23 protein-coding genes are annotated in these 25,461 nt (G+C 66.4%); 8 read left to right on the plus strand and 15 right to left on the minus strand.

Annotated features, from left to right (window positions below):
- Window positions 1-5 precede the first annotated feature (5 nt).
- From C5B91_RS17675 to C5B91_RS17700, 6 genes are all read right to left on the minus strand, one after another.
- Window positions 6-1,088, minus strand: a complete 1,083-nt coding sequence (locus C5B91_RS17675) for an LLM class flavin-dependent oxidoreductase (RefSeq protein WP_049968767.1) — start codon at window positions 1,086-1,088, stop codon at window positions 6-8.
- A gap of 83 nt (window positions 1,089-1,171) precedes the next feature.
- Complete coding sequence (locus C5B91_RS17680; protein WP_115820101.1) at window positions 1,172-2,605, minus strand: glycoside hydrolase family 4; 1,434 nt, start codon at window positions 2,603-2,605, stop codon at window positions 1,172-1,174.
- Between the two features lie 63 nt (window positions 2,606-2,668).
- Window positions 2,669-3,118 carry a universal stress protein gene (locus C5B91_RS17685; RefSeq protein ID WP_049968833.1) on the minus strand — a complete coding sequence of 150 codons (450 nt, stop codon included), beginning with the start codon at window positions 3,116-3,118 and terminating at the stop codon, window positions 2,669-2,671.
- 119 nt (window positions 3,119-3,237) lie between these two features.
- Window positions 3,238-4,374: a mandelate racemase/muconate lactonizing enzyme family protein gene (locus tag C5B91_RS17690; RefSeq protein WP_008097149.1), complete on the minus strand. Its 1,137-nt coding sequence runs from the start codon at window positions 4,372-4,374 to the stop codon at window positions 3,238-3,240.
- Window positions 4,375-4,472: 98 nt separating this feature from the next.
- Window positions 4,473-5,714, minus strand: coding sequence for a mandelate racemase/muconate lactonizing enzyme family protein (locus C5B91_RS17695; RefSeq protein WP_008097148.1), 1,242 nt, complete (start codon window positions 5,712-5,714; stop codon window positions 4,473-4,475).
- A gap of 87 nt (window positions 5,715-5,801) precedes the next feature.
- Window positions 5,802-6,854 (minus strand): Gfo/Idh/MocA family protein, encoded by a 1,053-nt coding sequence (locus C5B91_RS17700; RefSeq protein ID WP_115820100.1) that lies wholly within the window; start codon window positions 6,852-6,854, stop codon window positions 5,802-5,804.
- Between the two features lie 114 nt (window positions 6,855-6,968).
- Between C5B91_RS17700 and C5B91_RS17705 the strand changes: the two genes are divergently transcribed.
- The 3 genes from C5B91_RS17705 to C5B91_RS17715 all read left to right on the plus strand — a co-directional run bounded on the left by C5B91_RS17705 (window position 6,969) and on the right by C5B91_RS17715 (window position 11,323).
- On the plus strand, window positions 6,969-7,907 hold the full coding sequence (locus C5B91_RS17705) for a dihydrodipicolinate synthase family protein (protein ID WP_115820099.1): 939 nt from the start codon (window positions 6,969-6,971) through the stop codon (window positions 7,905-7,907).
- Window positions 7,908-8,169: 262 nt separating this feature from the next.
- On the plus strand, window positions 8,170-10,110 hold the full coding sequence (locus C5B91_RS17710) for a hypothetical protein (RefSeq protein WP_115820098.1): 1,941 nt from the start codon (window positions 8,170-8,172) through the stop codon (window positions 10,108-10,110).
- 490 nt (window positions 10,111-10,600) lie between these two features.
- On the plus strand, window positions 10,601-11,323 hold the full coding sequence (locus tag C5B91_RS17715; RefSeq protein WP_049968762.1) for a ThuA domain-containing protein: 723 nt from the start codon (window positions 10,601-10,603) through the stop codon (window positions 11,321-11,323).
- 197 nt (window positions 11,324-11,520) lie between these two features.
- On the opposite strand, the gene C5B91_RS17720 is transcribed toward C5B91_RS17715, so the two are convergent.
- Complete coding sequence (locus C5B91_RS17720) at window positions 11,521-11,946, minus strand: DUF5518 domain-containing protein (RefSeq protein WP_115820097.1); 426 nt, start codon at window positions 11,944-11,946, stop codon at window positions 11,521-11,523.
- 235 nt (window positions 11,947-12,181) lie between these two features.
- On the opposite strand from C5B91_RS17720, the gene C5B91_RS17725 reads away from it, so the two are divergent.
- A complete protein-coding gene (locus C5B91_RS17725) occupies window positions 12,182-12,535 on the plus strand; it encodes a hypothetical protein (protein WP_008097140.1) in 354 nt (117 codons plus the stop codon).
- A gap of 42 nt (window positions 12,536-12,577) precedes the next feature.
- On the plus strand, window positions 12,578-13,408 hold the full coding sequence (locus C5B91_RS17730; protein WP_115820096.1) for a carbon-nitrogen hydrolase family protein: 831 nt from the start codon (window positions 12,578-12,580) through the stop codon (window positions 13,406-13,408).
- A 27-nt stretch (window positions 13,409-13,435) separates the two neighbouring features.
- Here C5B91_RS17730 and C5B91_RS17735 read toward each other — a convergent pair whose 3' ends face one another.
- The 7 genes from C5B91_RS17735 to C5B91_RS17770 all read right to left on the minus strand — a co-directional run bounded on the left by C5B91_RS17735 (window position 13,436) and on the right by C5B91_RS17770 (window position 22,153).
- The gene (locus C5B91_RS17735) at window positions 13,436-15,739 is read right to left on the minus strand and encodes a pentapeptide repeat-containing protein (RefSeq protein WP_115820095.1); all 2,304 of its coding nucleotides are present in this window, start codon (window positions 15,737-15,739) and stop codon (window positions 13,436-13,438) included.
- 201 nt (window positions 15,740-15,940) lie between these two features.
- Window positions 15,941-16,897 (minus strand): hypothetical protein, encoded by a 957-nt coding sequence (locus tag C5B91_RS17745; protein WP_049968760.1) that lies wholly within the window; start codon window positions 16,895-16,897, stop codon window positions 15,941-15,943.
- 22 nt (window positions 16,898-16,919) lie between these two features.
- The gene (locus C5B91_RS17750) at window positions 16,920-17,450 is read right to left on the minus strand and encodes a hypothetical protein (RefSeq protein WP_115820093.1); all 531 of its coding nucleotides are present in this window, start codon (window positions 17,448-17,450) and stop codon (window positions 16,920-16,922) included.
- A gap of 6 nt (window positions 17,451-17,456) precedes the next feature.
- Window positions 17,457-19,292: a spermidine synthase gene (locus tag C5B91_RS17755; RefSeq protein ID WP_115820092.1), complete on the minus strand. Its 1,836-nt coding sequence runs from the start codon at window positions 19,290-19,292 to the stop codon at window positions 17,457-17,459.
- A 58-nt stretch (window positions 19,293-19,350) separates the two neighbouring features.
- Window positions 19,351-20,076: a hypothetical protein gene (locus C5B91_RS17760; RefSeq protein WP_115820091.1), complete on the minus strand. Its 726-nt coding sequence runs from the start codon at window positions 20,074-20,076 to the stop codon at window positions 19,351-19,353.
- A gap of 93 nt (window positions 20,077-20,169) precedes the next feature.
- Window positions 20,170-20,760, minus strand: a complete 591-nt coding sequence (locus C5B91_RS17765; protein ID WP_233514286.1) for a hypothetical protein — start codon at window positions 20,758-20,760, stop codon at window positions 20,170-20,172.
- Window positions 20,761-20,890: 130 nt separating this feature from the next.
- Window positions 20,891-22,153 carry a glycosyltransferase family 2 protein gene (locus C5B91_RS17770; protein WP_008097124.1) on the minus strand — a complete coding sequence of 421 codons (1,263 nt, stop codon included), beginning with the start codon at window positions 22,151-22,153 and terminating at the stop codon, window positions 20,891-20,893.
- Between the two features lie 205 nt (window positions 22,154-22,358).
- Here C5B91_RS17770 and C5B91_RS17775 point away from each other — a divergent pair, with 205 nt between their 5' ends.
- From C5B91_RS17775 to C5B91_RS17785, 3 genes are read left to right on the plus strand one after another with little or no spacing between them, the layout of a single operon-like run.
- Entirely contained in the window at window positions 22,359-22,832 is a 474-nt protein-coding gene (locus tag C5B91_RS17775; RefSeq protein WP_115820090.1) for a molybdopterin-dependent oxidoreductase, read from the plus strand.
- A 4-nt stretch (window positions 22,833-22,836) separates the two neighbouring features.
- Window positions 22,837-23,799 (plus strand): extracellular solute-binding protein, encoded by a 963-nt coding sequence (locus C5B91_RS17780; protein WP_115820089.1) that lies wholly within the window; start codon window positions 22,837-22,839, stop codon window positions 23,797-23,799.
- Complete coding sequence (locus tag C5B91_RS17785) at window positions 23,780-24,589, plus strand: molybdenum ABC transporter permease (RefSeq protein ID WP_115820088.1); 810 nt, start codon at window positions 23,780-23,782, stop codon at window positions 24,587-24,589. Before C5B91_RS17780 ends, C5B91_RS17785 begins: the two co-directional genes overlap by 20 nt.
- 183 nt (window positions 24,590-24,772) lie before the next feature.
- Here C5B91_RS17785 and C5B91_RS17790 read toward each other — a convergent pair whose 3' ends face one another.
- A complete protein-coding gene (locus C5B91_RS17790) occupies window positions 24,773-25,444 on the minus strand; it encodes an SdpI family protein (protein ID WP_115820087.1) in 672 nt (223 codons plus the stop codon).
- Window positions 25,445-25,461: the final 17 nt, after the last annotated feature.

The following is a 25,461-nucleotide window of genomic DNA, read 5'->3' on the forward strand; positions in this document are numbered from 1 at the left end:
CCGCGCTACCGCTCGCTGAAGTACGGAATAATCTCGTTTTCGTAGTGCCGCATCGTCTCCTCGTAGTCGCCGACGGGGATGAGAACGAGGTTGTCGACGCCCGCGTCGCGGAACGCCTCGATTCGCTCGATGGCGCGCTCGGGGTCGCCGGCGACGCAGATATCGTCGACGGCCCCGTCCGGGATGCGCTCGGCCGCCGCCGACAACTGACGCTCCTGTTCCTCGTCGAACGCCATCTGCCACATGATGGGCGTCGACTCCGCGATGTCCTCGTAGCCCATGTCGGCGAGGAGCGGCGGTCGGAGCGCGAGGTTCACGCGGTTGCGCTCGATGCCGGCCGCGCGAGCCTCGTCGCCGTCCTCGGAGACCGTGGTCGGAACCATCACCGCGCGGTCGATGGCGTCGGGGTCGCGGCCTCGGTCCGCGGCCACGTCGAGGACTTTCCGAAGGTCGGCCGCGTACTCGTCGGGCGAGTAAATCCACGGGAACCAGCCGTCGGCGACCGCGCCCGTCAGACCGCGCATGCTCTCGCCGTAACCGCCTATCCAGAGCGGCGGGCGCGGCTCCTGTGCGGGCTTCAGCCCCATGTGTGCCTCGTCGAGGTCGAAGTAGTCGCCCGCGAACGAGAACGGCTCGTCGGTCGTCGAGTTCCACAGGCCGTCGATGACGGCGACACACTCCCTGAACCGGGTGTACGGGTCGTCCCAGTCGATGTCCGAAATCGGCGCGAAGTTGAACGCCTCGCCGGCCCCGATACCGAGACCGGCGCGGCCGTCCGTCATCCGGTCGAGCGTGGCCGTGACGTGCGCGAGTTCGGTCGGGTGGCGGCGCACCGAGTCCGCGACGCCGGGCATGAGGGTCACCTCCTCGGTGCGCTGGGCTATCGCCCCGAGGACGGAGAACGCCTCCCACGGCGGGTCCACCAGATACTCCTCGGAGCCGGTCGGGTGAAACAGGTGGTCCGGAACGGTGACGGTGTCGAACCCGGCCGTCTCGGCTCGGACCGCTCGCTCGATGGTTTTCTCGACGTTTCCGTAGCTGACAACTTGACAGCCGAAGCTCAAACCGCGGCTATTGGCGCTCGACATCGCGTGTACCGACTGGGCCGCGGGATAAATAGCTGACCCCGGAGGTGGGGAGTGACGTGTTCGCGAGGGTTCGAAACGCCGGCTTACGCCCGCAGGACCGACGCGTCGAGGTCGTAGTCGGCGAAGTACTCGCGCTCCAGTTCGACGAGTTTGGCGAACAGCTCTTGGGCCTCGTCGCGCGAGACGGTGACGAGCGGTTCGTTGAGGAACGCCTGAAACGCGAGGTCGAGGTCGCCTTCGAAGCCCGCGCGCACGAGCGTCTCCTGATTCGTGACGTGGCGCTCGACCATGCTCTCGACCTCGTCGGGTAAGCCGCCCGCACAGAGGGGTGTCACGTCGTCTCCGGAGAGGAGCGCGTTCGTCTCCACGACCGCGCCCTCGGGGATGCCGTCGACCTGCCCCTCGTTGGGGTAGTTGAGGTGCGTGACGAACGTCCCCTCGCCGGAGAGCGCCCGCATGATGTCGACCGCTTCCTCGCCCGACTCGTGGAACTCGAACTCCGCGTCGCCTTCGAGGTAGCGTTCCATCTCGTCGGGGCCCTCGTCGTCGGAGACGCGGGCCGAACTCGGCGTGAGCCGGATACCGTAGCGCTGGATTTCCGCCGGCTCGTCGATGCTCAGATACCACGGGACGAACTCCACGAGGTGACGGTCGCCCGCCGCGCCGAGGACGCCGAAGCGGTCGTAGAGGTCGAGCGCGACTTCCTCGTTGTTCACCCAGTAGGACTCGGCGTCGAGGTCGCCCGACTCGCGGTCGAAAAGCGGTTCCCGACGTTCGAGTTCCTCGTCGAGGTACTGGAACACGTCGCGGTCGCGCCACCGCGCCTCGTCGACCCACGTGAAGTGGTTGACTCCCTTGACGTTGACCCGAACCTCGTCGCGGGCGACGTCCTCGGCCTCGTCGATGTAGCGCTCCGCCATCTCGGCGAACAGCTTCTGGGTCTTGAACACCTCGTGGCAGAGCCCGATGGCCTTGATGTCGGGGAATTCCTCGTAGAGCGTCCGCGTGCAGACCGTCATCGGGTTGGTGTAGTTGATGACCCACGCGTCCGGGCAGCGCTCGCGGACCGTCGCGGCGATTTCGCGGTACTGCGGAATCGCTCGCAGCGCCCGAATCGCCCCGCCGGGGCCGACGGTGTCGGCGACCGTCTGATAGATACCGTACTCCTGGGGCACGTCGATGTCGTGGACGAACGTCTCACCCGGCGGGTCCTGAATCGAGCAGATGACGAAGTCGGCACCGTCGAGCGCCTTGTCCATGCTCCGGGTCGCCTCGAACGACCAGTCGCCGACCGCCTCCTCGCGGTCCATCACGCGGTTTCCGAGGAGGGCGTTCTTCGACGCCATCTCGTAGTTCACGTCGTACAGCGTGACGCTCCCCGCGAGGTCCGGACACTGCGCGAGGTCGTTGATGAGCGTGTGGGCCCACCCCTGACTCCCGCCGCCGATGTAGCCGATGTCGATGGTTCGGGACGAACCCGACGGTACAGGCTCCGCTTGCTCCGACAGCTGATACATGTGATAACACGTGACGAGTCGCGGTCGCAAATAGCTGTCGTTTCGGTGGGTCCGGCCGCTCCGTCACTCGGTCAGGATGGTGACCGGGCCGTCGAAGTTGAGGACGACGCGCTGTGCGGTGTCGCCGAACAGCGCCTTCCCTGTCGGCGAGCGCTGTCGACCGGCGACGTAGACGTGGTCACAGCCGCGCTCGTCGGCGACGCGAATCACCTCGTCCGCGAACTCGCCCTCGTCGGCGACGACGGTGACGGCGTCGTACTCGACGGTTCCGTTCACCGACTCGAACGCCTCGTCGGCGGCCTGCGACGCGAATCGGGTGGCGACTTCCCGCGCCGAGTTCGACTCCAGCGGCGTGTTGGCGGCGTCGCTCATCGCCTGCAACGTCTCGGCGTTCTCGACGATTTCGTCCTCGGTGATTCGCGTGAGGAGCACGAGCGGCGTGTCCGTGCCGGCCGCGATTTGCCCCGCCTCGACGAGGAGGCGCTCGTTGGAGTCCGTGCTGTCGACTACCACTAGCGATGACTGCATACCGGTGCCACGGTGCTTTAACGCATAAAACTATCCCGCGAGTCGGAACAGCGCGAGGTCGGTTCGGCGGTGCAGCGGCGGGGAGACGAACGAGCGACCCGCGCTCAGCGGTCGGCGCGGTACCGTTCGACCGCGTCCTCGTCGATTTCGACGCCCAAGCCGGGGGCCTGCGGCACGTCCACCTCGCCGCCGGTCGGGTCGAACGGGGTCCGCAGAATCTCGTCGCGGAGCGGATTCTCGCTCCGGTCGAACTCGACCATCATCGGGTCCGGGACGTGCCGCGTGTGCGGGTAGTCCGAGACCGACGCCGCGAACTGGACCGCCGCGGCGAGGCCGACCGCGCTGTTCCAGATGTGCGGCCGGACCGCCACGTTCTCCGTGCTGGCGAGGTCGGCGATGCGACTCGCCTCCGAGAGCCCGCCGCACCGCCCGAGGTTCGGCTGGACCACGTCGACCGTCCGGTCGTCCACGAGGCGCTTGAACTCGAAGCGGCCGTAGTGCGCCTCACCGGCCGCGAGGGGCACGTCGACGCCGCGTTTGACCTCGCGGTAGCCCGAGAGGTTCTCCGGCGGGACGGGTTCTTCCATCCACGTGATGTCGAACTCCTCGATGGCCTTCGCGGTGCGAATCGCCTGTCGCGGCCGGTAGTTCCCGTTGATGTCGACCATCAGCCGCGCGTCGTCGCCGAGGAGTTGGCGGGCGGTTCGAACCCGCTCCACGTCGGAGTCGGTGCCGTTGCCGATTTTTATCTTGGCCGCGGAGAATCCTTCGTCGACGGCGTCCCGAATCGGCTCGGCGATGTCGCGGTCCGCCTCGGTGAAGTACATCGTCGAGGCGTAGGCGGTGAGCGTCTCCCGCGGCGTCCCACCGAGGAGTCGGTGGACGGGCTTGCCGGTCGCCTTGCCGACGAGGTCCCACAGGGCCACGTCGATGCCGCTGAGGGCGCTCTGGACGAAGACGCTCCCGCCGAAGTGGTATGGGTCTGTGTACGACGCCTCCGCGAGGCGCCGCACGTCGAAGGGGTCCATGCCGACCACGTCGTCGCGGAAGAACTCGTCGACGACGGGCGCGATAACGCTCCCCGGGGCGAACGCCTCGCCCCAGCCGACGTCGCCGGTGTCGGTGTCGACGCGGATGAGCGTCGTCGCCCTGTCGTGGCCGAACCCGCGCGCGTCGCCGAGGCCCTCGCCCTCGGGGAGGCGGTGCGATATCGGGATGACTTCGATGTCGGTTACGTGCATGAAAAATGTACCACGGAGAGACGCATTATAGCTTGTGCAGACGGCGAACGCGGCGAGACAGACGGGACGAAGGCGGCGAGTCGCTTCGAACCGTCGACTCAGTCCTCGTCGTAGTGGAACTCGGTCCACGGCCCGTCGCGGAACGGGTAGTCGTCGAGCGCGTCGAAGTTCACTTCGATTCCCAGTCCCGGCTCGTCGGACAGCGAGAGGACGCCGTCCTCGACGGCGGGTTGGCCCTCGATGATGTCGAACGCGAGGTCGAAGGGGTACATTCCGGGGTCGGTCTCGGCGTCGAGGAGCGGGTCGTCCTCGAAGACCGGGTATTCGAGGAGCGACACCTCGGGCGCGGCCGCGACGAGGTGCGCGTTGGCGAGCAGGCCGACCCACGTCCCGAAGTTGTGCGGGACGAACTCCACGTCGCGGCCGACGCAGGACTCGACCGCGGGGCGACAGCCGGTGTAGCCGCAGTGGTGCCGAACGTCGCCCTGCAGGAAGTCGACCGCGCCCGTCTCGCCGAGCGCGACGAGGCCCTCGGGCGTCGGTTCGCTCTCGCCGCCGGCCAGCGGCGCGCCCGTCTCCGCGAGTTCGACGTAGCCCGCGTGGTCGTCGGGCGAGACGGGCTCTTCGACCCAGTAGCAGTCCCGCTCGGCGGCGAAGGTGACGAGGTCTTCGACCGTCTCGCGGTCGTAGCCGTCGCGAATCTTCCACCAGGTGTGCACGTCGAGCATCACTTCCATGTCGCCCGCGACGTCGGCGAGCAGTTCGACAGTGCGGCGGTCCCCGTCGGGGCCGATGCCCGGTCGGTACTTGTAGCCGAAGAAGCCGAGGTCGCGGATGGTCGCCGCCTGTTCGGCGTACCCCTCGGGTTCCATGTACATCCCGGCGCTGGCGTACAGGGGCATCTCCGTCGTCGGGTCGGTGCCGTACTCGTCGGCGAGCAGTTCGTAGATGGGCGCACCGACCTCCTTCCCGCGGATGTCGTACAGGGCCACGTCGAGCGCCGAGATGGCCTGATGGCGGAGTCGGTCGGGGAGGTCGGTGTCGCGGAGCATCGCGTGCGCGTCTTCGACCTCCTCGACGGTCTCGCCTTCGAGCGCGTCGGCGACGGCCCCGTTTACCACGTCCGCGAAGGTGCCCTGCGATTCGCCCTCGAAGTACTCCCGCATCGCGGAACTGCTCGCGCCGGCGGTGGCGATGCCGCGGGTTCCGTCGGCCGATTCGACGACGACGAGCACCACGTCGCGTTTGAGGAGGCGACGGACGCCGCCGTGGAAGGGTCGGTCCTGCGGCGGTTCGATAGGTGACGAGAGAGCGTATCCGCTGATAGTCGCGATTCGCATACCTCTACAAAATCGGCCACCACGATAAAACTCCGCCTCGCGCGGGAGAACGCGGAGTGGAAACAGTCGAGAGAGAACGAAGGCGCGCTACTGGAAGACGTCGGACGCGAACGGGTAGAGTTCGTCGAGTGCGACGCGTTCGTTCCGCCGACCCGACTCGTAGGCCGCCATCGTGATGAGCACCGCCTTGAGGCCGTCGCGGGCGGTCGCGGGCGGCGTCTCGCCGGTCTCTATCGCGTCGAGGAACGCGGTGCCCTTGCTCAGCCACCGCTCGTAGCCGTCGTAGGGATGGTGTTCGGTCCCCTCGTCGTCGATGACGTAGCCGGTCCGGTCGTCCCACTCGTGGCCTTCGAGGTATATCGCCCCCTCGTCGTCCCAGATGTGGACGTGCTCGCGGGTCCGCGCGACGACGCCCGTGTCGGAGACGTTCGCCACCGCGCCCTCCGCGAACTCGATGATGATGGAGGACTGGCGGTCGAACACCTGCTCGTCGTCGTGGAAGTCGACGTAGGCGTTGACGTGGGTCGGGGTGAGTCCGGTCGTCCAGAGGATGGCGTCGATGACGTGCGTGCCGACGTTCAGGAGGTGACCGCCGCCGCTCAGTTCGGGGTTCATCCGCCAGTCGTCTTCCTTCTCGTAGTAGGACTGCCAGTCGTGGGTCACCTCACCGGTAATAAATCGCGGGACGCGGTCGCCCTCGGCCCACTGGTCGTGGGCGCGCTTGTAGGCCGGATTGAAGTGTCGCTGGTAGCCGACCATCACGGTTTGGTCGCTCGCCTCGGCGCGGGTCGTGAGTTCGTAGGCCTCCTCGGCGTCGGTCGCGAGCGGCTTCTCGCAGAGGACGTGCAGGCCGCGGTCCAACACGGCCGAGGTCTGCTCGTAGTGCAGGCCGTTAGGCGTCGCGACGGCGACGGCGTCCATCGGGGCCGAATCGAGGAACGCCTCGAACGACGGGTAGCGGTGCGCCTCGGGAACGTCGAAGGAGTCACCGACCTCGGCGAGGCCGTCTGGGTCCACGTCGGAGATGGCGACGAGTTCCGACCGGGGGAGTTCGACGAACTGTTGACAGAGCCGACGACCGAGGCTTCCGAGGCCGACGACTCCGACGGCGATTGGAGACGAGTCTGTCTGACGCGGCATGGGTTCGACTACAGAGATGGGGCAGATAACTGTTTTGACGGTCCTCGGGCGCTCGTCGTCGCGTGCGACCCCCCTGTCCGAAGATTTTATGCGCGAGTGCACGGTGGTTCGGGTATGCCACTCGCAGAGAGCGGTGTGCGCGAGCACCTGCGCGGCGTCGCCGCCGGGCTCCTCACCCCGTTCGACGACGACCTCGACATCGAACACGACGAACTGGCAGCGAACGCGAGGACCCTCTACGACGAGGGAATCCGCACGTTCCTCGCGTCGGCGAACATCAGCGAGTATCACTCGCTGTCCCAGCAGGAACGCGTCGACGTGACGGAGACGGCCGTCGATGCGCTCCCCTCCGACGTGTGCGTCCTCGCCGGCGTCGGCGGGAGCACGACGGGTGCGCGGGAACTCATCGACGCCTACGACCGCATCGGCGTCGACGGGATGATGATAATGCCGCCGGACCACACGTACGTCCACGAGCGCGGCCTGCTTCGCTACTACGAAAAGCTCGCAGACGCCTCGTCGGCCCCGCTGGTGCCGTACGTCAAGGGATTCGACCCGTCAATCAACTATCTCCGTGACCTCGCGGGGCTCGACGGCGTGGTCGGCATCAAGTACGCCATCGAAGACGCCGTGAAACTCGGCGCGGCCGCCAGCGCCACCGGCGACGACGTGGTCTGGGTGGACGGCCTCGCCGAACCCTTCGCCGTCTCGTTCTGGAACGAGGGCATCGAGGGATTCTCGGCGGGAGTGAGCAACTTCCGGCCGGAAGTCGGCCTCGCGCTGTTCGAGGCGCTCACCGAAGAGAACTGGGAGCGCGCCCGTGAGCTTCGGAACATCTGTCTGCCCTACCAGAACTTCCGCGACCAGACTGGACAGAACAACACCCTCGATGGCGCTATCAGCGTCCCGGCGGTGAAGAAAGGCCTCGAACTGGCCGGCCTGCGCGGCGGGAACGTCCGCGAGCCGATTCGCCCGCTGTCGGCCGAAGACGAGCGCCAGGCGGAGGAGCTGTACGACCAGCTCGACGACGACATCGAGCGCCTCATCGACTGAACGCGACCCACAGAAGACGCCGAGCGACGACAACCAACGACCGACGACAACCAGCGACCGACCGACCGAGGGCCGCGAGAGCGACTGGCATAACCGCGGTAGCGACGAGGTCGAGCCGCGCGGTGTCGGCACGGCGAGTGACAACTGAATCGAGTGGTTCGCCGACAACGCGGCCGGACGGATCGTCGTCGCCCGAACCGACCGGAGCGCCGCGACTCGCGCGACCCAAATATTCATCACCCGAGACGCGGGGTATGGTGGCATGCGCGAGTTCGAAGCGACCGCCGAGGCGACTCGACCGCCGACGTGGGCGCACAAACAGCGAGCACTGTTCGACCTGACGGCCGACGCAGTCGACCGGTTCGTCGACGACTACACCGGCCCCGACGGGGAGCCGTTCTGGCCGCCAGACGACCACGTGGGCGTCGACGGCTTCGACGACGTGGTCGAGGGGTTCTACAACTGGCCGCTCGTGTACGCGATGGGCGGCGACGAACGCCTGCTCAACCACGCCCGTCGCGTGTACGAGTCCGCGTTGGAACGCGGCGCGGCGACGGAGACGCCGTTCGGCCATCCGATGGTCGTCGACGAGTTCGAACAGTGTCGCGACTGGTTCCACCTCGGGGAGGGCAACCTCTACACGTACAACATGGGCCTCGCCGCGCCCGACGACGACGCGGTCGTCGACCGAGCGACGAAGTTCGCTGACCTCTACACCGCCGACTCGGACACGGGGAACTACGACGCCGAAAACCGAGTGGTTCGCGGGCCGATGAACGGGAGCATGGGCCCGGAGTTCTGCGACTTCTCCGCCTACGAACACCACCCCTACGGCGCGGACTACCGCTGGGCCAGACACGGCCTCCCGTGGCGGGATTTAGAGTTCGACGAGGCCGCGGACCTCCTCGACCCGGCGAACGAAGAGCGCCTGTTCGAGGTGCTGAACGAGCGCTGCGCGAAGGGCGACATCCCACTGAACCTCAACATCACGAGCCTGATGACGAACGCCTATCTCCACACGGGCGACGACGACTACCGCGAGTGGGTGACCGATTACCTCGACGCGTGGCGGGAGCGGACGGCCGAAAACGGCGGCATCATCCCCGACAACGTCGGGCGCTCCGGCGAAATCGGCGAGTACACAGACGGGTCGTGGTACGGCGGCTACTACGGCTGGTCGTGGGGCGGGTGGCACTACATCGGCATCGGGCCGACGGTCGCCGCCGAGAACGCGGTCCTGCTCGAAGGCGACCGGGAGTACCTCGAGTTCCCGCGGTCGCAACTCGACGTGCTCATCGAAAACGGCATCGAGGTCGCCGAAGACGACGTACACAGCACCCTCCACATCCCGCACAAGTACGGCGGCGAGGGCGACTACCACTACGACGCCTCGGGCGTCCTCACGGAGGACGACGGGGAGGTGCTGTGGCGGGACGGCTGGTACGAGTTCCAGCCGCTTACGGACGACCCCTACGCGGTTCACCTCTGGTACATGTCGATGCGTGACGAGGACCGAAATCGACTGCGTCGGCTCCGCGACTGGGGAGAACAGGACTGGCGACGCGTCGACCCGCGGGCGAAGACGAAACACGACGACGGTCACGAGTACGCGTGGCTGGCCTACCTCGACGGGGAGTTCCAGGACTACCCGGACCGAATCCTCGAAGCGACGCGCGAGCACGTCGACGAGCGACTGCGCCTGTTCGACGCCGAGGGGAACGAGCCGACGACCGTGGACGAAGACTACCTCAGAGACCGAAACCCGGCGTTCCACAAGGCACTGCTCCAACTCACCATGGGAGCGCCACAACCCGTCTACTACGGCGGCCTCGTGATGGCGCAGGTCAGACACTTCGACGCGCGCCGGGAACGGCCAGGACTACCGGCAGGCGTCGCCGCGCTCGTGGAGTCGGTGACGAAAGACGGAATCGAACTGACGCTCGTCAACACCGGGGCGAGACAGGAAGAGGTCGTCGTCCAAGCGGGCGCGTACGGTGAACACCGCTTTACTACGGTCGAGACCGACGGCGTGGAGCGCGGCGTCGGCGAGGAAGACTCCGACAGCGCAAGTGACGGCGACGAAGGGACGGGCGCGCTCCGGGTGCGGCTCCCTGCCGGAAGCCGGATGTCGATTCGCGCCGGTCTCGACCGCTTCGTCGACGACCCGAGTTACGAACGCCCGTGGTCGGAAACGGCGTCGTAAGGTCCCGCGGCGGCGACGCGCGGGGTTCGGGAGAAGCGCACGAAAAATCAATATAGCAATTCTCGTTCCCTTCGAGGGAACGACGATATTCGGGGTGTACCGGCAGATATTCAAGAGAAGGATTGGTGAGGTCCGAGGCGGGCGATTCGACGTGGAGGTGACTCACGAGAGTTGGAATCGAGTCGAGTGGCGTTCCCCTATTGGGAATTATTAATCGAGAACTATTCTCAAAGCCGTCTCGGGAACATCGAGGAGGCGGTTCCGCAGATAGATTACAACCATATAATCGTAATGCTTGTTGGCCGGGAAAACGAGGATATTCCCTCGTCACGTGGCGTTCAAAACCACAATATTCCAGATTCTGCAGCTACAGCCCATGTGTCGACAATTGACAATAAGTTCCCTTTAGGGGAACAGTTTAGAGCAGCGATTGATACCCAATATCTCGCTCGGGAGGAGAATTTATCAACGGGGGCGAACACTATGGCGCATGCCGACACGAGTCACAGTCTGGAACGAGAACGTCCACGAACGGGAAGAACCAGAGGTCGCAGAGCGGTATCCGAAGGGAATCCACGGCACCATCGCGGAACATCTGGAGGGGCCGGACCGCGAGGTTCGGACGGCGACGTTACAGGAGCCCGAACACGGCTTAGACGAGGAGACACTGGACGCGACGGACGTGCTAGTCTGGTGGTCCCACTGCGCCAACGACGAGGTGACGGACGCCGTCGCGGAGCGCGTCGTCGACCGCGTCCACGAGGGGATGGGCTTCATCCCGCTGCACTCGGGGAAGAACTCGAAACCGTTCACGCGGCTGATGGGCACGACCTGCAACATCAAGTACCGCCACGGCGGCGAGCGCGAGCGCGTCTGGGTCGCGGACCCCGGCCACCCCATCGCCGACGGCCTCGACGAGCAGTTCGTCATCCCGGCGACGGAGACCTACGGCGAGCCGTACGACATCCCGGAACCAGACAGAACCGTCTTTATCTCGTGGTTCGAAGGCGGCGACGTGTTCCGCTCGGGCGTCTGCTATCGTCGCGGCCGCGGGCGAATCTTCGCCTTCCGACCGGGCCACGAGGAGTATCCCATCTTCCACCAGGACGAGATCAAGCGAGTCATCGACAACGCCGTCGGGTGGGCGACACCGACCGAGGGCGCGTCGGCGCGGTGGGGGAAAACCGACCCGCTCGAACCCGTCGAGGAGTGAGAACAGGAGCGCGCGTCGCAACGATTCTGTTCCCCACAGAGGAACAAACGTGACTATTGTTGCTGAACGAGTTCGAAATCACTTCGCTGTGAGAACGGAGGCGATGTTCGAACCCAAAAGCGAGTATTATAGCCAACACATCAGTTATCTGTGTATCTTTATTATTTGGTAATTCTGCACAAGGAATCACAAGGAAGCTACGACGTACTCGCAGTAGAGTTCCACCGTGAAGCGACGGAGCGTACCACCCACCCACCGACTCGACCGCAACCCAGACCGAAGACGGGGGCGAGACACAGAACAAATGCGCTGGCGAGTGCGAAGAACGCGACTCTGGACAGCGGCCACGCCGTCGTCGTTCCCGACGTCACCATGAACACGAGCAGTTCGAGCGCGCCGCCGAGAAAACCGGCGCGGAGTCCGGCGGCGTCCGGGTCCGCCGAGCGGACTGCGGCGATAGCGCCCGCGACGAACGCCCCGAATATCATGATACCGGCACCGACGGTCGCCTCCGAGTTCGGCAGTCGGTTCAGGACCGTACTGACGGGGAGCGAGACGACCGCCCCGACGAACGCGAATTGCCACGACGAGGGGAGGGCTCGAACGCGAGGAGTCGAAACCATATTCAACTATGTAAGTCGGCTGAAAGTTCATATAGCTTGGCGGGGGTTGCCGATTCGGAGTCGGCTTCTAGGTCGCACCGGACACCATTCCAGACGGAAGACCGTCGAGCCGACAGAGCACTCGTCAAATACTGTCGGAATTTGTATATTAACACATAGTGATAAACATTTTTATATTTCTGTCGCGAGTTTCAGTAGCGACAAAAGAGACGACTATCCCCGGAGAACGTCTTCCATGGCAGACAGTACAGAAGTTGACGAGCTGGTCGTCACAGAGCTTTCCGACACAAACCCGACAGCGCTCGAAGCCGGCCGCACGGAGTCGGTCGACCTAAGCGACGTGGCGGTCACGCGAGCGACGCTGGAGCCGGAATGGGGAGCGGAAGCCGACCACGATGGAGCGGAAGCCGCCTACTGCCAGAACGCCCATGACATCTACGTCGTTTCGGGGACGCTTGGCCTCGAACTGGACGACGGGACGCAGACGGAGATTGCCGCCGGCTGCGCCGCGACCATCCCGCCGGGACACCGCGGATGGACGGTCGGCGACGAGCGACTGGTCTACCTCGAGTTCGACCCGAGCGAGTAACCGTGACTACCATATCGTCGGTCCACGTAGCCTCCCGACGAGATGTCCCGATTCGTGGCGGCCGCGTGCCAGCTAGACTCGCGAGACGACAAGGCGGCGAACGTTGAGCGGGCGCTCGGCCTCCTCGACGAGGCCGCGTCCGACGGTGCGGACTTCGTGGCGTTCCCGGAGATGACGACCTTTATCGGCCCGGAAGAGCGGTTCGCCGAGGTCGCAGAGCCGCTTGACGGACCCACCGTACGACGGTTCTCGGAGAAGGCCCGCGAACACGGCGTCTTCGTCCACACGGGGAGTTTCTTCGAACGGATTCCGAACAGCGACCGGGTCTACAACACGTCGGCGCTCATCGGCCCGAGCGGCGAGGTGCTCGACACCTACCGGAAGGTCCACCTGTTCGACATCGAAATCGGCGGGAGCGTCGAACACCGCGAGTCCGACCACGTCGCCCCCGGCGACCGGGCGGTGACGGTCGACACCGACCTCGCGACGTTCGGCCTCTCTATCTGCTACGACCTCCGGTTTCCGGAGCTTTACCGAACGATGGCGCAGTCCGGCGCGAACGTCCTTCTCGTCCCCGCGGCGTTCACGATGCACACCGGAAAAGACCACTGGGAGCCGCTCCTTCGCGCCCGAGCCATCGAGAACCAGGCGTACGTCATCGCGCCCGGCCAAATCGGGGACAAGCCGTCGTGGGTCGAGACCTACGGCCGCACGCTCGTCGTCGACCCGTGGGGGAACGTGGTTTCGAAGGCGCAGGACCGCGAGGAGGTCGTCACGGCGACTATCGACCTGTCGCATCTGAATGACATCCGCCGCGACATGCAGACGCTCCAGCACGCGCGACCGGACGTGTACGAGCGGTCGGACGAGTGAGGAGGGGACGCGGGCGACTCGGCTCGATTAGCTCCCGCCGAGCACGCGCTTGAACAGCGTGAACGTGAGCAGGGTGAAGAACAGCCCGTTCAACATCCCCTGACTCGCCGCGAGCACGCGCGCCGCCGGGCCGAGCGGGTTGATGTCGCCGTAGCCGACCGTGCTGAAGCTGATGTAGCTGTAGTAGACGTTGTCGAAGAGCACCTCCATCGTCGTCTTGTCGACGGCGGCGGGGTCGAAGACGCTCCCAGCCTGCGTCAGAAACGGCCCGCCGAGGGCGTAACACAGTCCGAACAGCGCCGGAAGGAGGAACGTGAACGCCGCGATTCGCGGGAGGCGGTTACCGTAGCCGCAGGTGACCTGCATGAGCGTGTTCAGTCCCACGCTGGCGACCTTCTTGCCGCGGGCCCACGTGTTCAGCGAGTACTCGTTGAGGATGATGTCGAAGTTCTTCTGGCGGTTGTAGTAGTAGCGCTTGAACTCGAACTCGCGGCTCGCCGGGGTGTCGCCGACGGCGTTGGCGCTGTCCTGCGCCTTCCGGTACGTTTCTTCGATGATATCGGGCGTCAGTTCCACGGCGAACTGGCCGGTCGCGCCGTTGCCGACGAAGTCGTGGATGGTCCAGTCGTTGCGTTCGAGGTAGCCGTGGTGGTCGCTGAAGTCGAAGCGGTCGAACTCGGTGAGACAGAAGCGGAAGTGGTCCAAGAGTTGGTGTTCGTTGCCGTCGCCCTCCAGCGTCAGGTCGCCGATGGTCGCGCGGGTGAGGTCGTACGGCGTCGGCTCGCCGGAGCCCTGCGAAATCGTGCCGCCGGAGAGCGTCGCGTCGGTGAAGTCGAGGTAGGTGTCGCGGTCGCCGACGAGCACGCGGAAGCGCGCCGTCTCGAAGTCAGACTGCCGGAAGTCCGCCCGGTCGTGGAACGTCGTCTCCCAGAACGACGCGCTCGTGAAGTTCGCCGCCTCGAACTCCGCGCCGGCTTCGAAGGTCGCCTCGTTGAACGAGGCGTTGGCTTCGAGGTGCTGCAGTTCGCCCTCGAAGAACGCCCCGCGGAAGGAGGCGAGGCCGTGGAACGCCGCGGTCTTGAAGCTCACGTCCTCTTCGAACCGGGCCTCGCCGAACCGAGCGTTCGCTTCGAACTCGACCCCCTCGAACGAGGCGTCGCACCCGAACGTCGCCTCCTCGGCGACGACGGCGTCGCGGAACTCGCTCTCGTCGAAGTTCGCCTGCCCGCCGAACGACGCCAAAGAGAGGTCGAACGCGCCGTCGACGCGGAGGCGATAGCAGTCGGTGCGGGCGGTGAACGTCGCGCGGTCGAAGTTGACCGCGCCCTTGAACACGGCGTCCTTGAAGTCCGAATAACGGAATCGCGCGAGCTTGTAGTCCGCTTCGCCCTCGAACGTCGCGCCCTCGAACGTCACGTCGTCGTGGGTCGTCCGGCTCCCGCCGTTGAACTCGACGCCGCGGAACTCGGCCAACTGCATGAACCGGGCGTCGGCGAAGCTCGCGTCGTCGTCGAACCGCGCCTCGTCGAAGTCGGCCATCTCGTCGAAGCGGACGCCGTCGAACCGCGCGTCGCCCTCGAACTCGACGTGCTCGAAATCCGACCCCGCGGTGAACCGCGCGCCCTCGAACGTCACGTAATTGAAAATGGCCTGTCTGAAACTCGCGTCGTCGCGGAACGTCGCGTTCGCGAAGGTGATGTTGTCGTCGAGGACGTGGCTGCTCCCGCTGGTCTCGACGTTGCGGAAGCGCGCCGTGCCGTGGAACGTCGCGTCTGCGAAACTGGTGTCGCCCTGGAACACCGTCTCGTCGCAGCGGACCTCGCCGCGGAAGGCCGCCTCCGAAAAGCGGACGTCCTGTTCGAACGTCGCCTCGTTGGTCGTCACCGCGCCGGTCACGGTGACCTCCCGAGCGTCCACGTCGCCGGTGACCACCGCCTCGTCGAGTTTGAGGCGGCCGACCGTCGCCTCGCGGAGAATCAACCCCTGGTCGAGGCGGCCGTGAGTGAGGTCCAACCCCTCGATGTCGGCGTGCTGGAAGTTGAGGACGTGGTTCGTCGCGCCGTTGATGTCCTGGTAGGTGAGCGAAAGGTGCGGGAGGTCCGCGCCGACGTACTCGTTGACGCGGGTGTCGGGCGACTGGAGGTTCGTCCGGAGTTCGCCGACGATGTCGTCGCCGGTCACGTCGAGCGAGGCGCGCTCGTCGCGGCTCATGTGGAACACGCAGAACTCGCTTTCGGGGTGGGCTTCGTGCGGGCACTCCCACGTCGTCTGGAGGTGGGCGTCGGTCTGGACCGACGGGTCGAACGTGTACCGGCACGACGAGGAGGACATCAACGCCGGCGTGGACTCATTTCTCGACATGGCTGGGGAGGGGTGGACGGGTGTGCCGGGGACAGCGGGTGTGGCGGGTGCAGCTGAGGGTGCAGACCCGGCGGGCGCGTTCGGTCTTCGGGGCGACGGTCGAACGCGCGGACAGTCGTATGTGCAACATTGTCTGGTGTTTTGATATATATCTTCGGACCGCCGTCGGCGTCAGTCGAATATCTCGCGGCGCTCGGACGCCGAGAGTTCGGCGTGAATCGCGTTGGGCGAGCAGTGTTCGCACTCGCGGGCGGGGTTGGTGCTCTGCTCGAAGCTCCAAAGCGGCCAGCCGAAGAGGAAGAAGGCCTCCATCTGGTGGCGCTCGATGATGGCCTCGGCGGGCTTGCCGCAGTTCGGACACCACTCGTCGCCGTCGGCCGGCTCTTGGAACGTCACCTTGCGGCGGCCGAACCCGGCGTTCGAGTAGGCCTCGCTTCGGGACATCTCGACGAGGTCCTCGGCGGGGTAGGGGTCGGCGTCGACCGCGTTGTCGAACCCGGTGTCGGTCTCGACGCTCGACGCGAGGTACGGCCCGACGCTGACGGTGTTGTCGTAGCCGACGAAGTGGACGGAGACCGCCGCGCCCCGGCCCTCGACCCGCACCTCGTGGCCGTGGCCGACGAGGTAGAGTTCCACGTCGGAGTTGACCTTCGTGAGGTCGATGTCGTGGGCCATGCCGACCGCGTAGACGCCGGTATCGGGGTCGGTCGCGCTCCCCGACTGCTTCCAGCCGAAGGTGGACACGTCGTAGTCGTCGGGAGCGGCGCCGGGCGTCGCCTCGCCCGCGTAGACGTTCTCCGCACCGGGTGCCGAGACCGCACCGTCGGCGGCGGCGGCCGCGATGAACACGTCTTCGGCGTCGCCGAGGAGCACGTCGCCGTCGACCGACTGGACGTAGCCGTCTTCGAGGCTGCCGCGAATCTCGGTCTCGACGGTCGCGTCGCCGACGGCCGCGTCGTCGGTCACCGGCGCGTGGGTGAAGACGTACTCGGCGTTCTGCACGGTGAGGTCGCCGGCGACGCTCGCGCCGCCGACGAACACGTCCGCTGGGTCGCGGAGTTCGACCGGGGGGCGTTCGGAGCCGTTGAGCGTCACGTCGCCGTCGTAGGTGGTGGCGTTTCGGGTCATCGTTGGGTAGTTCGTTCGGGAGTCATCGCTGAGCCTCTCGTTCGGGCGTCATCGTCGTCTCGGTGTACAGCGCGAGGTCGTGCTCCGGGTAGGTGTGGTACGTCTCGTAGCCGCCGTCGCCGACGCGGATGGTGGTCCACGCCTCCGGGCCGAACCGATAGGCGACGGTCGCGTCGTCCGGACCGGGGAAGGCGTCAAGCGGCCGGCCTTCGACGACCGTTTGGGCGTCGATTCGGTCGCTCTCGAAGCTGAACTCGCGTTCCGAGCCGACGGAAAGCGGCGTCTCGTGGGTTCGCTCGTGTGGTAGCGGCTTGCACGAACACAGCTCGTGGAAGTCGAGCGCCGGCAGGCCGACGTAGTGGGACTCGCCGATGACGGTGAGGACCGCCGGTTCGCCCGCGAGCGTCGCCGGGGAGACCGTCTTCACGTCCACGGTCGTCAGGTCTGGCGCGTCGGCGCTGTAGCCGAAGTACAGTTCGGTCGGTGTCTCGGCCGGCGGAGACGGGGCGGAGGCGGCGGGCGGTTCGGTGGTGGAAGGTGGTTGGGAGGGCATGGGAAATCAGGTGTCGACGAGGATGTCGTAGTTCGGGTGGAAGATGGAGTTCTCGCGGACGCCGCGGTAGTGCGGGACCGCGTGCCACTCGGCGGAGCCGTAGTGCTCCTCGCGGGCGCGGACGTACCGGGTCGCGCCGTCGCCGGTGAGCCGGGGCCGGTCGCCGGGCGCGAGCACGTAGAACTGCTCGACGCGCTCGGTCTCGCCGTCGTCGTCGAGGTCCTCGCGCACCCAGTAGGAAAGTTCTTGGGTGAAACCCGCGGCCCCGACGGTGTTGACGAACGCCTTGTGGTGTTCGGGGTATGCGTCGGGCGAGTAGCCCCACGTCACCGCGACGCCGTCCTCGGAGAGGTGGGTCCGGACGGAGCGGTAGAACTCGGTCGAGTAGAGCGTGAGCAGGTCGTCGTCGGTCGCGCCGGGCACGTCGAGCAACACGAGGTCGTACGTCTCGTTCGTCTCTTGGAGGTACCGGTAGCCGTCGGCGACCGTCGTGTTCAGCCGGTCGTACTCGTGGGCGTCGTCGTGCCAGCGGCCGAAGAAGGGGTCCGTCTTCGCGTCGCGCATGAACTCGCCGTCGAGGTCGACGTGGTCGACGGTGACGCCGTACTCCCGCAGGTGGTCGATGGCAATCCAGTCGCCGCCGCCGACGACGAGTACCTTGGTCTCCGGGCCGGGTTCGACCAGCGACATCGGCACGTCGACTAGTCCCCGATGGTAGCTGTCGGCCCAACTCTCGCAGAGTTGGACGGCCGCGCCGAGGCGGAGGCACTGTTCCGTCCGCCCGTCGAAGTGCGGGTTCGGGCCGGTGCCGGTCCACGTGCGGTTGTATCTGATGACGTGCTGGTAGGCGGTCGTCTCCTGTGAGGTGACCGTCGCGCGCATCGCGCCCGGCGGATACTCGTTTTCTATCTGCTGTTCGAGGTAGAGTTGCGACAGGCGCTCGTCGGCGACGTCGTGCTTGGCGACGACGCCCGCGTAGGTCGCCGTCAAGAGGAGACAGACCACGAGGAGCGTCTTCGAGACCCGGGCGGCCGAGAGCGACCGGTCGGCTCGGGCGCTGTCGGTCGCGTTCCCGCCGTGTGCGGCGCTGGCGGACGAGGCGGGGCTTGCGGACGGGGCGGCGTCGCTGAAGGGCCACCACGACCACTCGCCGAAGTGGGCGACGAAGACGAGCGCGGCGACCCCGTTGAGGAGCGCCAGCACGAATATCGTCGGGATGAGGCCGAGACCCGGGTAGAGGACGCGGGCGTAGACGACGGCACCGGCGAGGCCGCCGACGTAGTCCATCGCGAGGATGACAGACAGCCCGCTTCTGCGGCCCTCGGTCCGCTCGACGGTCCAGAGGGTACCGACAGCGGCGACGACGAAATCGTGGATTCGCGCGCCTGCGGTTCGGAGCCACGAGGGCGTCGCCGACCCGTCGTCGTCGAGTTCGTCGAACATGCGGGTCAAAAGCGGGAGTTCGAACCCCGAGAGGAATCCGACGACGACGACGGGGAGGCGGGCGACGGTCCAGATGACCTCCGCGGGCACCGCCTGCGGGATGCGGACGCTGTTGAGACCGACGATGAGCAGGAAGCCCGCGGGTGCGGCCGCGGCCAGGAGCACCTCGGTGCGGAAGAAGTTCCCACCGAGGTTCGCGCCGTCGAGGTCGTCCGAGAGCGCCGCGCCGATGCCGAGGCTGAAGAAGTACAGCCCGACCGTGATGACGTACTGGGTGACCGTCCCGCCGTACATCACTGTCAGCAGTTCGGAGTAGACGAACTCGTAGGCGAAGCTACAGAACGACACCACGAAGGTGAGCGTCAGGAGCGTCGCCGTGTCGATTCGCGTGTTGGACATCGATGAAGGGCGAGTGGGTGAATGATAGAGGGCGAGGGAAAGCGCGCGTCAGCCGCGCTCAGATGCGCGGAGAGACTTTCCACTCTTCCTCGATGGAGTATCCCACGTCACCGATACCGTCGGTGACTTCGAGGTCGTAACACTCCCAGCGGAAGTCGTGGTTCACGTCGTCGCCGACGACGTGCGCGCCGACGCGGTACCAGCCGTCTCGTCCGAGTTGGCTCCCGTTCGCCATGTCGTACTCGACGGTTTCGTTCGGGTCCTGTATCTCACGGTCCCACGGGACCGGGCCGGCGTCGGGCGCGTCGTCTCGCATCGCCGCGGTCGACCCGAGGTAGGCGATACCGAGCGCGGCGACGCCGACGGGGAACCGACTCACTTTGCCGGCGTTGTTCTCGTACCAGTCGTCGGCGTAGTCGCCGCCGTGGTACCACGCGTGGCCGTGGACCGTCCGCGGGGCGGAGGCGTAGCCGCCCGTGCCGCGGCCGGTCGCGCCGCGGCCGCCACCGCCGCCGCCCTTGCCTTTCGCGCTCGCAACCCCGACGGGGCTGAGCGCGGCCAGCGACTGCGGGTCGAACCCTGACAGCGACGACTGCTCGTTGGCTTCGTAGCGGGACATCACCCACGTCTGGTCGGCGAGGTCGACGACGAGCGAGCCGTCGGAGACCTCGAAGTCGGAGACGACGCTCGACTTTCGCGGGGGAGGGGAGTTCGAACCGAGACAGCCGGCGAGTCCGCCGACGGCCCCGAGGCCGGTCAGTTGGAGGAACGTACGACGCTTCATGGGGACTCTCGTCTCTGTCAATCAGAAAACTAGGATAACAGTCTTGTGGTTCGATACGTCTCGCCGGAGAGAACGTCGTGTCCGCTGACGGATTTACGGGCGGACCGTCGCGAACGCGGTCCTGACGCTCCCGATGACGACCCTGTCGAGCGAGTGCGTCGCCGCGCCGAACGCGACGAAGAAGACGACTATGACGAGGAACTCGACGAGCGGGAACGCGCCGAACGGGAATACGCCGACACCGAGGTCCGTGGCGAGCCGGATGAACGCGATGCCCGCATCGACGGCGCGGTCGAACGTGAGAACGGCGATAGAGCCGCCGACGACGGTGACGACGGCGTACACGAGAAGTCGCGGGACGCTGGGGACGGCCCATCCCGACGCTACGCGGTCGGGTCGGCCGGCGTCCCCGGCGACGACCCCGAGCGCCGCGAGTTGCCGGCGGAGTTGGTCGAGCGTCGTCACGACGAAGATGAACCACAAGAACGCCGCGAGTCCGAAGCCGACCGCCGACGCCGAGAGCCCGGGAACGACACCCGTCACGGTGTCGACGAGAGTCGGTGTGGCGCGCTCGACGAACAGATAGAAGACGACGAACCCGAGCGCCGCGTCCACGGGCCCGTACGCCGGGAAGGGCTCGTGTTTGCGAGCGCGGTCGGGGCCGGTGTTCGCGTGCGCGTTCATGCGCGAAGAGACGCGCTGCGAGGGCATCAATCGGCGACTCGATTGTCACGGCGCGAGAGCCAGCCACCGGAGGGTCGTTGGGCCCGTGATCATCGGGTCCCGGGGAACGAGACGGAACGAGAGTCTCACATCAATCATCAGGGATGTGAAGCGATTCGCGGAGTTCGCTCGTGAGCCGGTTCACGTCCAGATGCTCGGGTAAGTCGTTCCGCCCGTCGTGTTTCGTGAGCGAGCCGGGCTCGAACGCGGGGTTGCGCTTTTCGACCGTCTCCAGCGGCACCTTGGTCGTGACGGCGAAGTGCTCGACCGGGGAGACGAACCCCCAGAGCGCGCCCGCCGTGTTGAGAACGACGAGAATCGGCGTCCACGGGACCGCGAGGAGCGTGAGTTTCGACTCCGACCAGTAACTTGCCACGCCAGCACCCGTCACGACGAACAGCGTGGCGAACTCGAGAAGGGAGCCGACCCGATAGAGCACCAAGTCGGGGAGCGCGCCGGGGATGACGAACGTGACGAGCGTTATCAGCGGGATGAGCGGCGAAAAGCCCCACGCGACGAGGCGGAACTGCAGAAACAGCTGATAGTGCAGCGGCAGGAGGTCCGAATCCTGTCGCGTCCCGGAGAACCACCGTCGACGCTGCTTGAGCATCGTCATCACCGACGGCGGGGCCTGATTGCGGAACTTGCAGTTCAGCACGCTGAAATCGAGGTCGGCGGCGGCGGCGGCGCGCCACGCGAAGTCCGTGTCCTCGGTGATGGTCTTCGAGTCCCACGTGATGCGGTTTTCGAGGCTCGTCCGAATCGCGATGCCGCCGCCCCACGCGTACAGCGGGAAGCTGAAGCGGCCGAACGCCCGCTGTTCGCGCTGGTAGCCGATACGGAACACCTCTGAGAGGTACGTTACCCACGACCCGGTGTACACCGGCAGTTCGGTTATCTGGATGATGTCGCCCTCCGGCAACCCCTCGAAGTTCGCCATCAGCGTGTCCTCGTCGAGGTAGAGGACGAACTCCTTGTCGCAGGGAATCTCGCGGCGCGCCCATTCGAGCGCGCGGCCCTTGTGAGACGCCGTGCAGGTGAACTCCTCCGGGACGGCGTGGACCGTCGCGCCGTCGACCGAAATCGGCTTCTCGGCGACGACCCGAACGTCGGCGAGGTCGTCGGGGACCGCATTCACCGTCGATTGGACGATGTTGGCCGCGTCGATGGTGATGATGCGAACTTGGATGTCGTCGTAGCCGTAGGCGACGTCCCCGGCGGGGATGGTCTGTCGCCACGCGAGGACGAGCACCTCGACGAACCACGTGAACACCGAGGCCGAATACAGCACGAAGACGGTCCAGACGAGCATCAGGAGGACGAACACCGCCAACTCGGACTGGACCCCAAACATATAGATTAAACATACATTCTTGAAATAATGAATGTTCGGACGTCGGAATCGGCCGACTCGCAACCGAGTCGAAACCGCGCGCCCGGGTTCCGACGTCCGTCTACCCAGCACGTCGGGAGACTCATTTTCAGACAGTTATAAACCCTTAATTGTTTGAGGTTACACACACCGTTAGAATCAACCAATATCGGACTAGTGAATACGCATGCACGCACAACACGACCGGTCGCGTCCGGCGACCGCCCCGTCCGAGCCGATTCTCCTCCGCGGAGACCACCGAGCGTGGCTGTCGGGCGCGGAGTTACTCGACTTCCCCGCTGAGGACCGAACGGTGACGGTCGCGTGCGCGTCGGGGACGCGCCACACCGCGACGTGGACCGGGGTTCCGGTCTTCGACCTCTTCGATGACGTCGACCTCGACGACGAGACGACGCACCTCGTCGTCGAGAGCGCCGACGGGTATCGCGTCTGTATCGACGTGTACGACGCTCTCGACGCCGTGCTCGCCTACGCCCGCGACGGGACGCCGATAGGCGAGGAGCACGACTACGAGACGCGCTTTATCGCGCCCGACGTCGACGGGTCGCGGACGGTGAAAGGCGTCCGCGCCGTCGAAGCACGCGCGCTCGACCCGTCTACCGACCCCGAATCGCTCGAAGACATCTCCAAGAGACCCTGACCAGATGACGCGAGAGAGACGGAGTCGGCCGACCCGAACGGACGCGGCGGAGAACACCAGCGACTCCGCGAACGGGTCGAGCAGGCGGGCGTTCCTCGCGTCCGTCGGTGGGGTCGCGGCGGCCGGCCTCACCGCGACAGCGGGCTGTCTCGGTCGAGCCGGGTCGACGCCGACCGTGTCGATTCTCGCCGCCGGGAGCCTCCAGCGGGCGCTCACCGCCGAGTTCGAATCGCCCGAGGGAACCCGCGTGGAGGTCGAGGCACACGGTTCCGCCCGCGTGGCGCGGATGGTCGACGACGACCAACGCGACCCCGACATCGTCGCCCTCGCGGACCCGACGCTGTTCGACGCGCCGCTTTCTGTCCCGTGGTACGCGACGTTCGCCAACAACGCGCTCGTCGTCGCGTACAACCCCCAGACCGACGGCGGCGAGCGAGTCGCCGACGCCGCGTCGTGGCCCGACGCCCTCCTCGACGACGGCGTCAGCCTCGGCCGAACCGACCCCGACCTCGACCCGCTGGGTTACCGGACGCGGTTCGCGCTCGCGCTGGCCGCCGACTACTACGGCCGGCCGGCGCTCGCCAACGACCTGCTCCGCCGCGACCAGATTTACCCCGAGACGCAACTGCTCGCGCAGTTCGACGCCGGCGGCATCGACGCGGCGTTCGTCTACCGGAGCATGGCCGTCGAACGCGACTACCCGTACCTCGAACTCCCGGCCGAAATCAACCTGAGCGACCCCGAACACGCGTCGGCGTACGCGACGGTCTCCTACACGCTCCCGGAGGGTGTCACCGTCCGCGGCGGCCCAATCCGGTACGCCGCGACGCGACGGACCGACACGACGGCGGCGAAGTCGGTGTTCGGGGCGCTCGTCGGGACCGCCGACGAGTTCCTCGAACCCTCCGGGTTCACCGTGCGCGCGAGCCAGCCACACTACTTCGGAGATGTCCCACCGAGCGCCTAACCGCCGCGAGAGCGGCGTCACGCGACTCCTCCCCGAGACGTGGCGAGGCCTGACCCTGCTTCTCGCGGGGATGCTCCTCGTCTACTACCTGCTTCCCATCGGCGCGCTCGTCCTCGCGCAGTCGCCGGCGTCGCTGGTCGGCGACGTGACGAGCGACGTCGTCGTGACCGCCGCCACCAACTCCGTCGTCGCGGCGACGCTGAGCACGCTGGTCGCCGTCGCCTTCGGCCTCCCCTTGGCCTACTGGCTCTCGCGCACGTCGTTCCGCGGCCGCGACGTGATTCTGGCGATGGTCATGCTCCCGCTCGTCCTCCCGCCGGTCGTCAGCGGGATGTTACTGCTCAAGCTGGTCGGCCCCGCGGGCCTCGGTCAGCTGACGAGCGTCCCGCTGACGCGCTCGCTGGTCGGGGTCGTCCTCGCGCAGACCTACGTCGCCTCGCCATTTCTGGTCGTGACCGCGAAGACGGCCTTCGACGGCGTGGACAGGCAACTCGAAGCGGCGGCCCGTTCGCTCGGCGAGGACCGCATCGGGAGCGTCCGGCGCGTGACGCTCCCGCTGGCGAAGCAGGGCATCCTCGCCGGGGTGACCCTGACGTTCGCGCGGGCGATGGGCGAGTTCGGCGCGACGCTCATGCTGGCGTACTACCCGCGGACGCTCCCGGTGCAGATCTGGGTGTCGTACCTCTCGACCGGCCTCGACGCCGCGTTCCCGGTCGCGCTCGTCCTCGTCGGCATCGCCGTCGGGGCGATTCTGTTGGTCCACGCGCTGGAGACGAACCCGTGGGAGTGAGGGCGAACGGGACCGCAGGAGTCGTCAGGAGACGGGAACGTAACCAACGACAGTCGTCCAACCGAGAGGTAGGTTCGCTCATCCACCAGACGGCCGGTTCGCGTTAAACGATGCGAGACAAGCGACCGGTGCGACGTCCAGCCGCGCTATTCAGCACGCCGCACCTGTTGCTCTCAGAGTGACTCACAGATTCGAGCCCGGGGCGGTATCCGAGCTTCCGTCGATTCGCTCGTACAGGTAGTACGAGTAGACGACGGTAACGCCGGCTGTCAAAAGCGCAGGAACGAGGAGGAAGTAGAGCGCGTAGTCACCGAACAACAGACCGACGAGCGTGAGGACGGCGGTGAGTTTGAAGAGTCGGCCGCCGAGTGCGTGAGTCCGTGCCCAGACCTCCTCGCTACTGAGAGTCCACGGCGTCCGGATACCGACGAACCAGTTCTGCTCGGCGTGCGCGAGTACGACGCCACTATAGTAAAACAGCCCAGCCACGGCGACGAGAATCAGGGAGGTGAAGTCGAACTCGTAGCCGAGATTGAAGGCGACGATGCCGACGTGAACGACGGACATGTAGACGGTGAAGATGACGACGAACCAGTCGTAGTAGGACCGGAACTCGGCGATGTTCTCTCGGAGCGGGTCGATTCGCGGGATGGCGGCGAACGTGACAAGGAGCCCCGCGGTCAGAGCGGGAATGAGCCAGAGGGCAAGCAGCTTCGGCATCGTCCCGTTGGGCTCGCCACCCGACCCCCAGTTCGTGACGAGCTCAGCGGGGAGCGATGGCGCGGCAAGCAAGCTCACGATACCGGACAGCGCGACGAAGCCCGCAGCCGCGAGGAACCGGTGAACCGTCTTCATACTGGAACGTACGGCCT

This window comes from Haloferax sp. Atlit-10N (assembly GCF_003586325.1).
Classification (GTDB): Archaea; Halobacteriota; Halobacteria; order Halobacteriales; family Haloferacaceae; genus Haloferax; species Haloferax prahovense.

Bases quoted from the DNA above. Each gene is read 5' to 3' on its own strand.
- C5B91_RS17675 (WP_049968767.1), bottom strand. From the start codon at position 1,088: ATGTCGAGCGCCAATAGCCGCGGTTTGAGCTTCGGCTGTCAAGTTGTC.
- C5B91_RS17680 (WP_115820101.1), bottom strand. From the start codon at position 2,605: ATGTATCAGCTGTCGGAGCAAGCGGAGCCTGTACCGTCGGGTTCGTCC.
- C5B91_RS17690 (WP_008097149.1), bottom strand. From the start codon at position 4,374: ATGCACGTAACCGACATCGAAGTCATCCCGATATCGCACCGCCTCCCC.
- C5B91_RS17695 (WP_008097148.1), bottom strand. From the start codon at position 5,714: ATGCGAATCGCGACTATCAGCGGATACGCTCTCTCGTCACCTATCGAA.
- C5B91_RS17700 (WP_115820100.1), bottom strand. From the start codon at position 6,854: ATGCCGCGTCAGACAGACTCGTCTCCAATCGCCGTCGGAGTCGTCGGC.
- C5B91_RS17705 (WP_115820099.1), top strand. From the start codon at position 6,969: ATGCCACTCGCAGAGAGCGGTGTGCGCGAGCACCTGCGCGGCGTCGCC.
- C5B91_RS17710 (WP_115820098.1), top strand. From the start codon at position 8,170: ATGCGCGAGTTCGAAGCGACCGCCGAGGCGACTCGACCGCCGACGTGG.
- C5B91_RS17715 (WP_049968762.1), top strand. From the start codon at position 10,601: ATGCCGACACGAGTCACAGTCTGGAACGAGAACGTCCACGAACGGGAA.
- C5B91_RS17720 (WP_115820097.1), bottom strand. From the start codon at position 11,946: ATGGTTTCGACTCCTCGCGTTCGAGCCCTCCCCTCGTCGTGGCAATTC.
- C5B91_RS17725 (WP_008097140.1), top strand. From the start codon at position 12,182: ATGGCAGACAGTACAGAAGTTGACGAGCTGGTCGTCACAGAGCTTTCC.
- C5B91_RS17730 (WP_115820096.1), top strand. From the start codon at position 12,578: ATGTCCCGATTCGTGGCGGCCGCGTGCCAGCTAGACTCGCGAGACGAC.
- C5B91_RS17735 (WP_115820095.1), bottom strand. From the start codon at position 15,739: ATGTCCTCCTCGTCGTGCCGGTACACGTTCGACCCGTCGGTCCAGACC.
- C5B91_RS17745 (WP_049968760.1), bottom strand. From the start codon at position 16,897: ATGACCCGAAACGCCACCACCTACGACGGCGACGTGACGCTCAACGGC.
- C5B91_RS17750 (WP_115820093.1), bottom strand. From the start codon at position 17,450: ATGCCCTCCCAACCACCTTCCACCACCGAACCGCCCGCCGCCTCCGCC.
- C5B91_RS17755 (WP_115820092.1), bottom strand. From the start codon at position 19,292: ATGTCCAACACGCGAATCGACACGGCGACGCTCCTGACGCTCACCTTC.
- C5B91_RS17760 (WP_115820091.1), bottom strand. From the start codon at position 20,076: ATGAAGCGTCGTACGTTCCTCCAACTGACCGGCCTCGGGGCCGTCGGC.
- C5B91_RS17765 (WP_233514286.1), bottom strand. From the start codon at position 20,760: ATGAACGCGCACGCGAACACCGGCCCCGACCGCGCTCGCAAACACGAG.
- C5B91_RS17770 (WP_008097124.1), bottom strand. From the start codon at position 22,153: ATGTTTGGGGTCCAGTCCGAGTTGGCGGTGTTCGTCCTCCTGATGCTC.
- C5B91_RS17775 (WP_115820090.1), top strand. From the start codon at position 22,359: ATGCACGCACAACACGACCGGTCGCGTCCGGCGACCGCCCCGTCCGAG.
- C5B91_RS17780 (WP_115820089.1), top strand. From the start codon at position 22,837: ATGACGCGAGAGAGACGGAGTCGGCCGACCCGAACGGACGCGGCGGAG.
- C5B91_RS17785 (WP_115820088.1), top strand. From the start codon at position 23,780: ATGTCCCACCGAGCGCCTAACCGCCGCGAGAGCGGCGTCACGCGACTC.
- C5B91_RS17790 (WP_115820087.1), bottom strand. From the start codon at position 25,444: ATGAAGACGGTTCACCGGTTCCTCGCGGCTGCGGGCTTCGTCGCGCTG.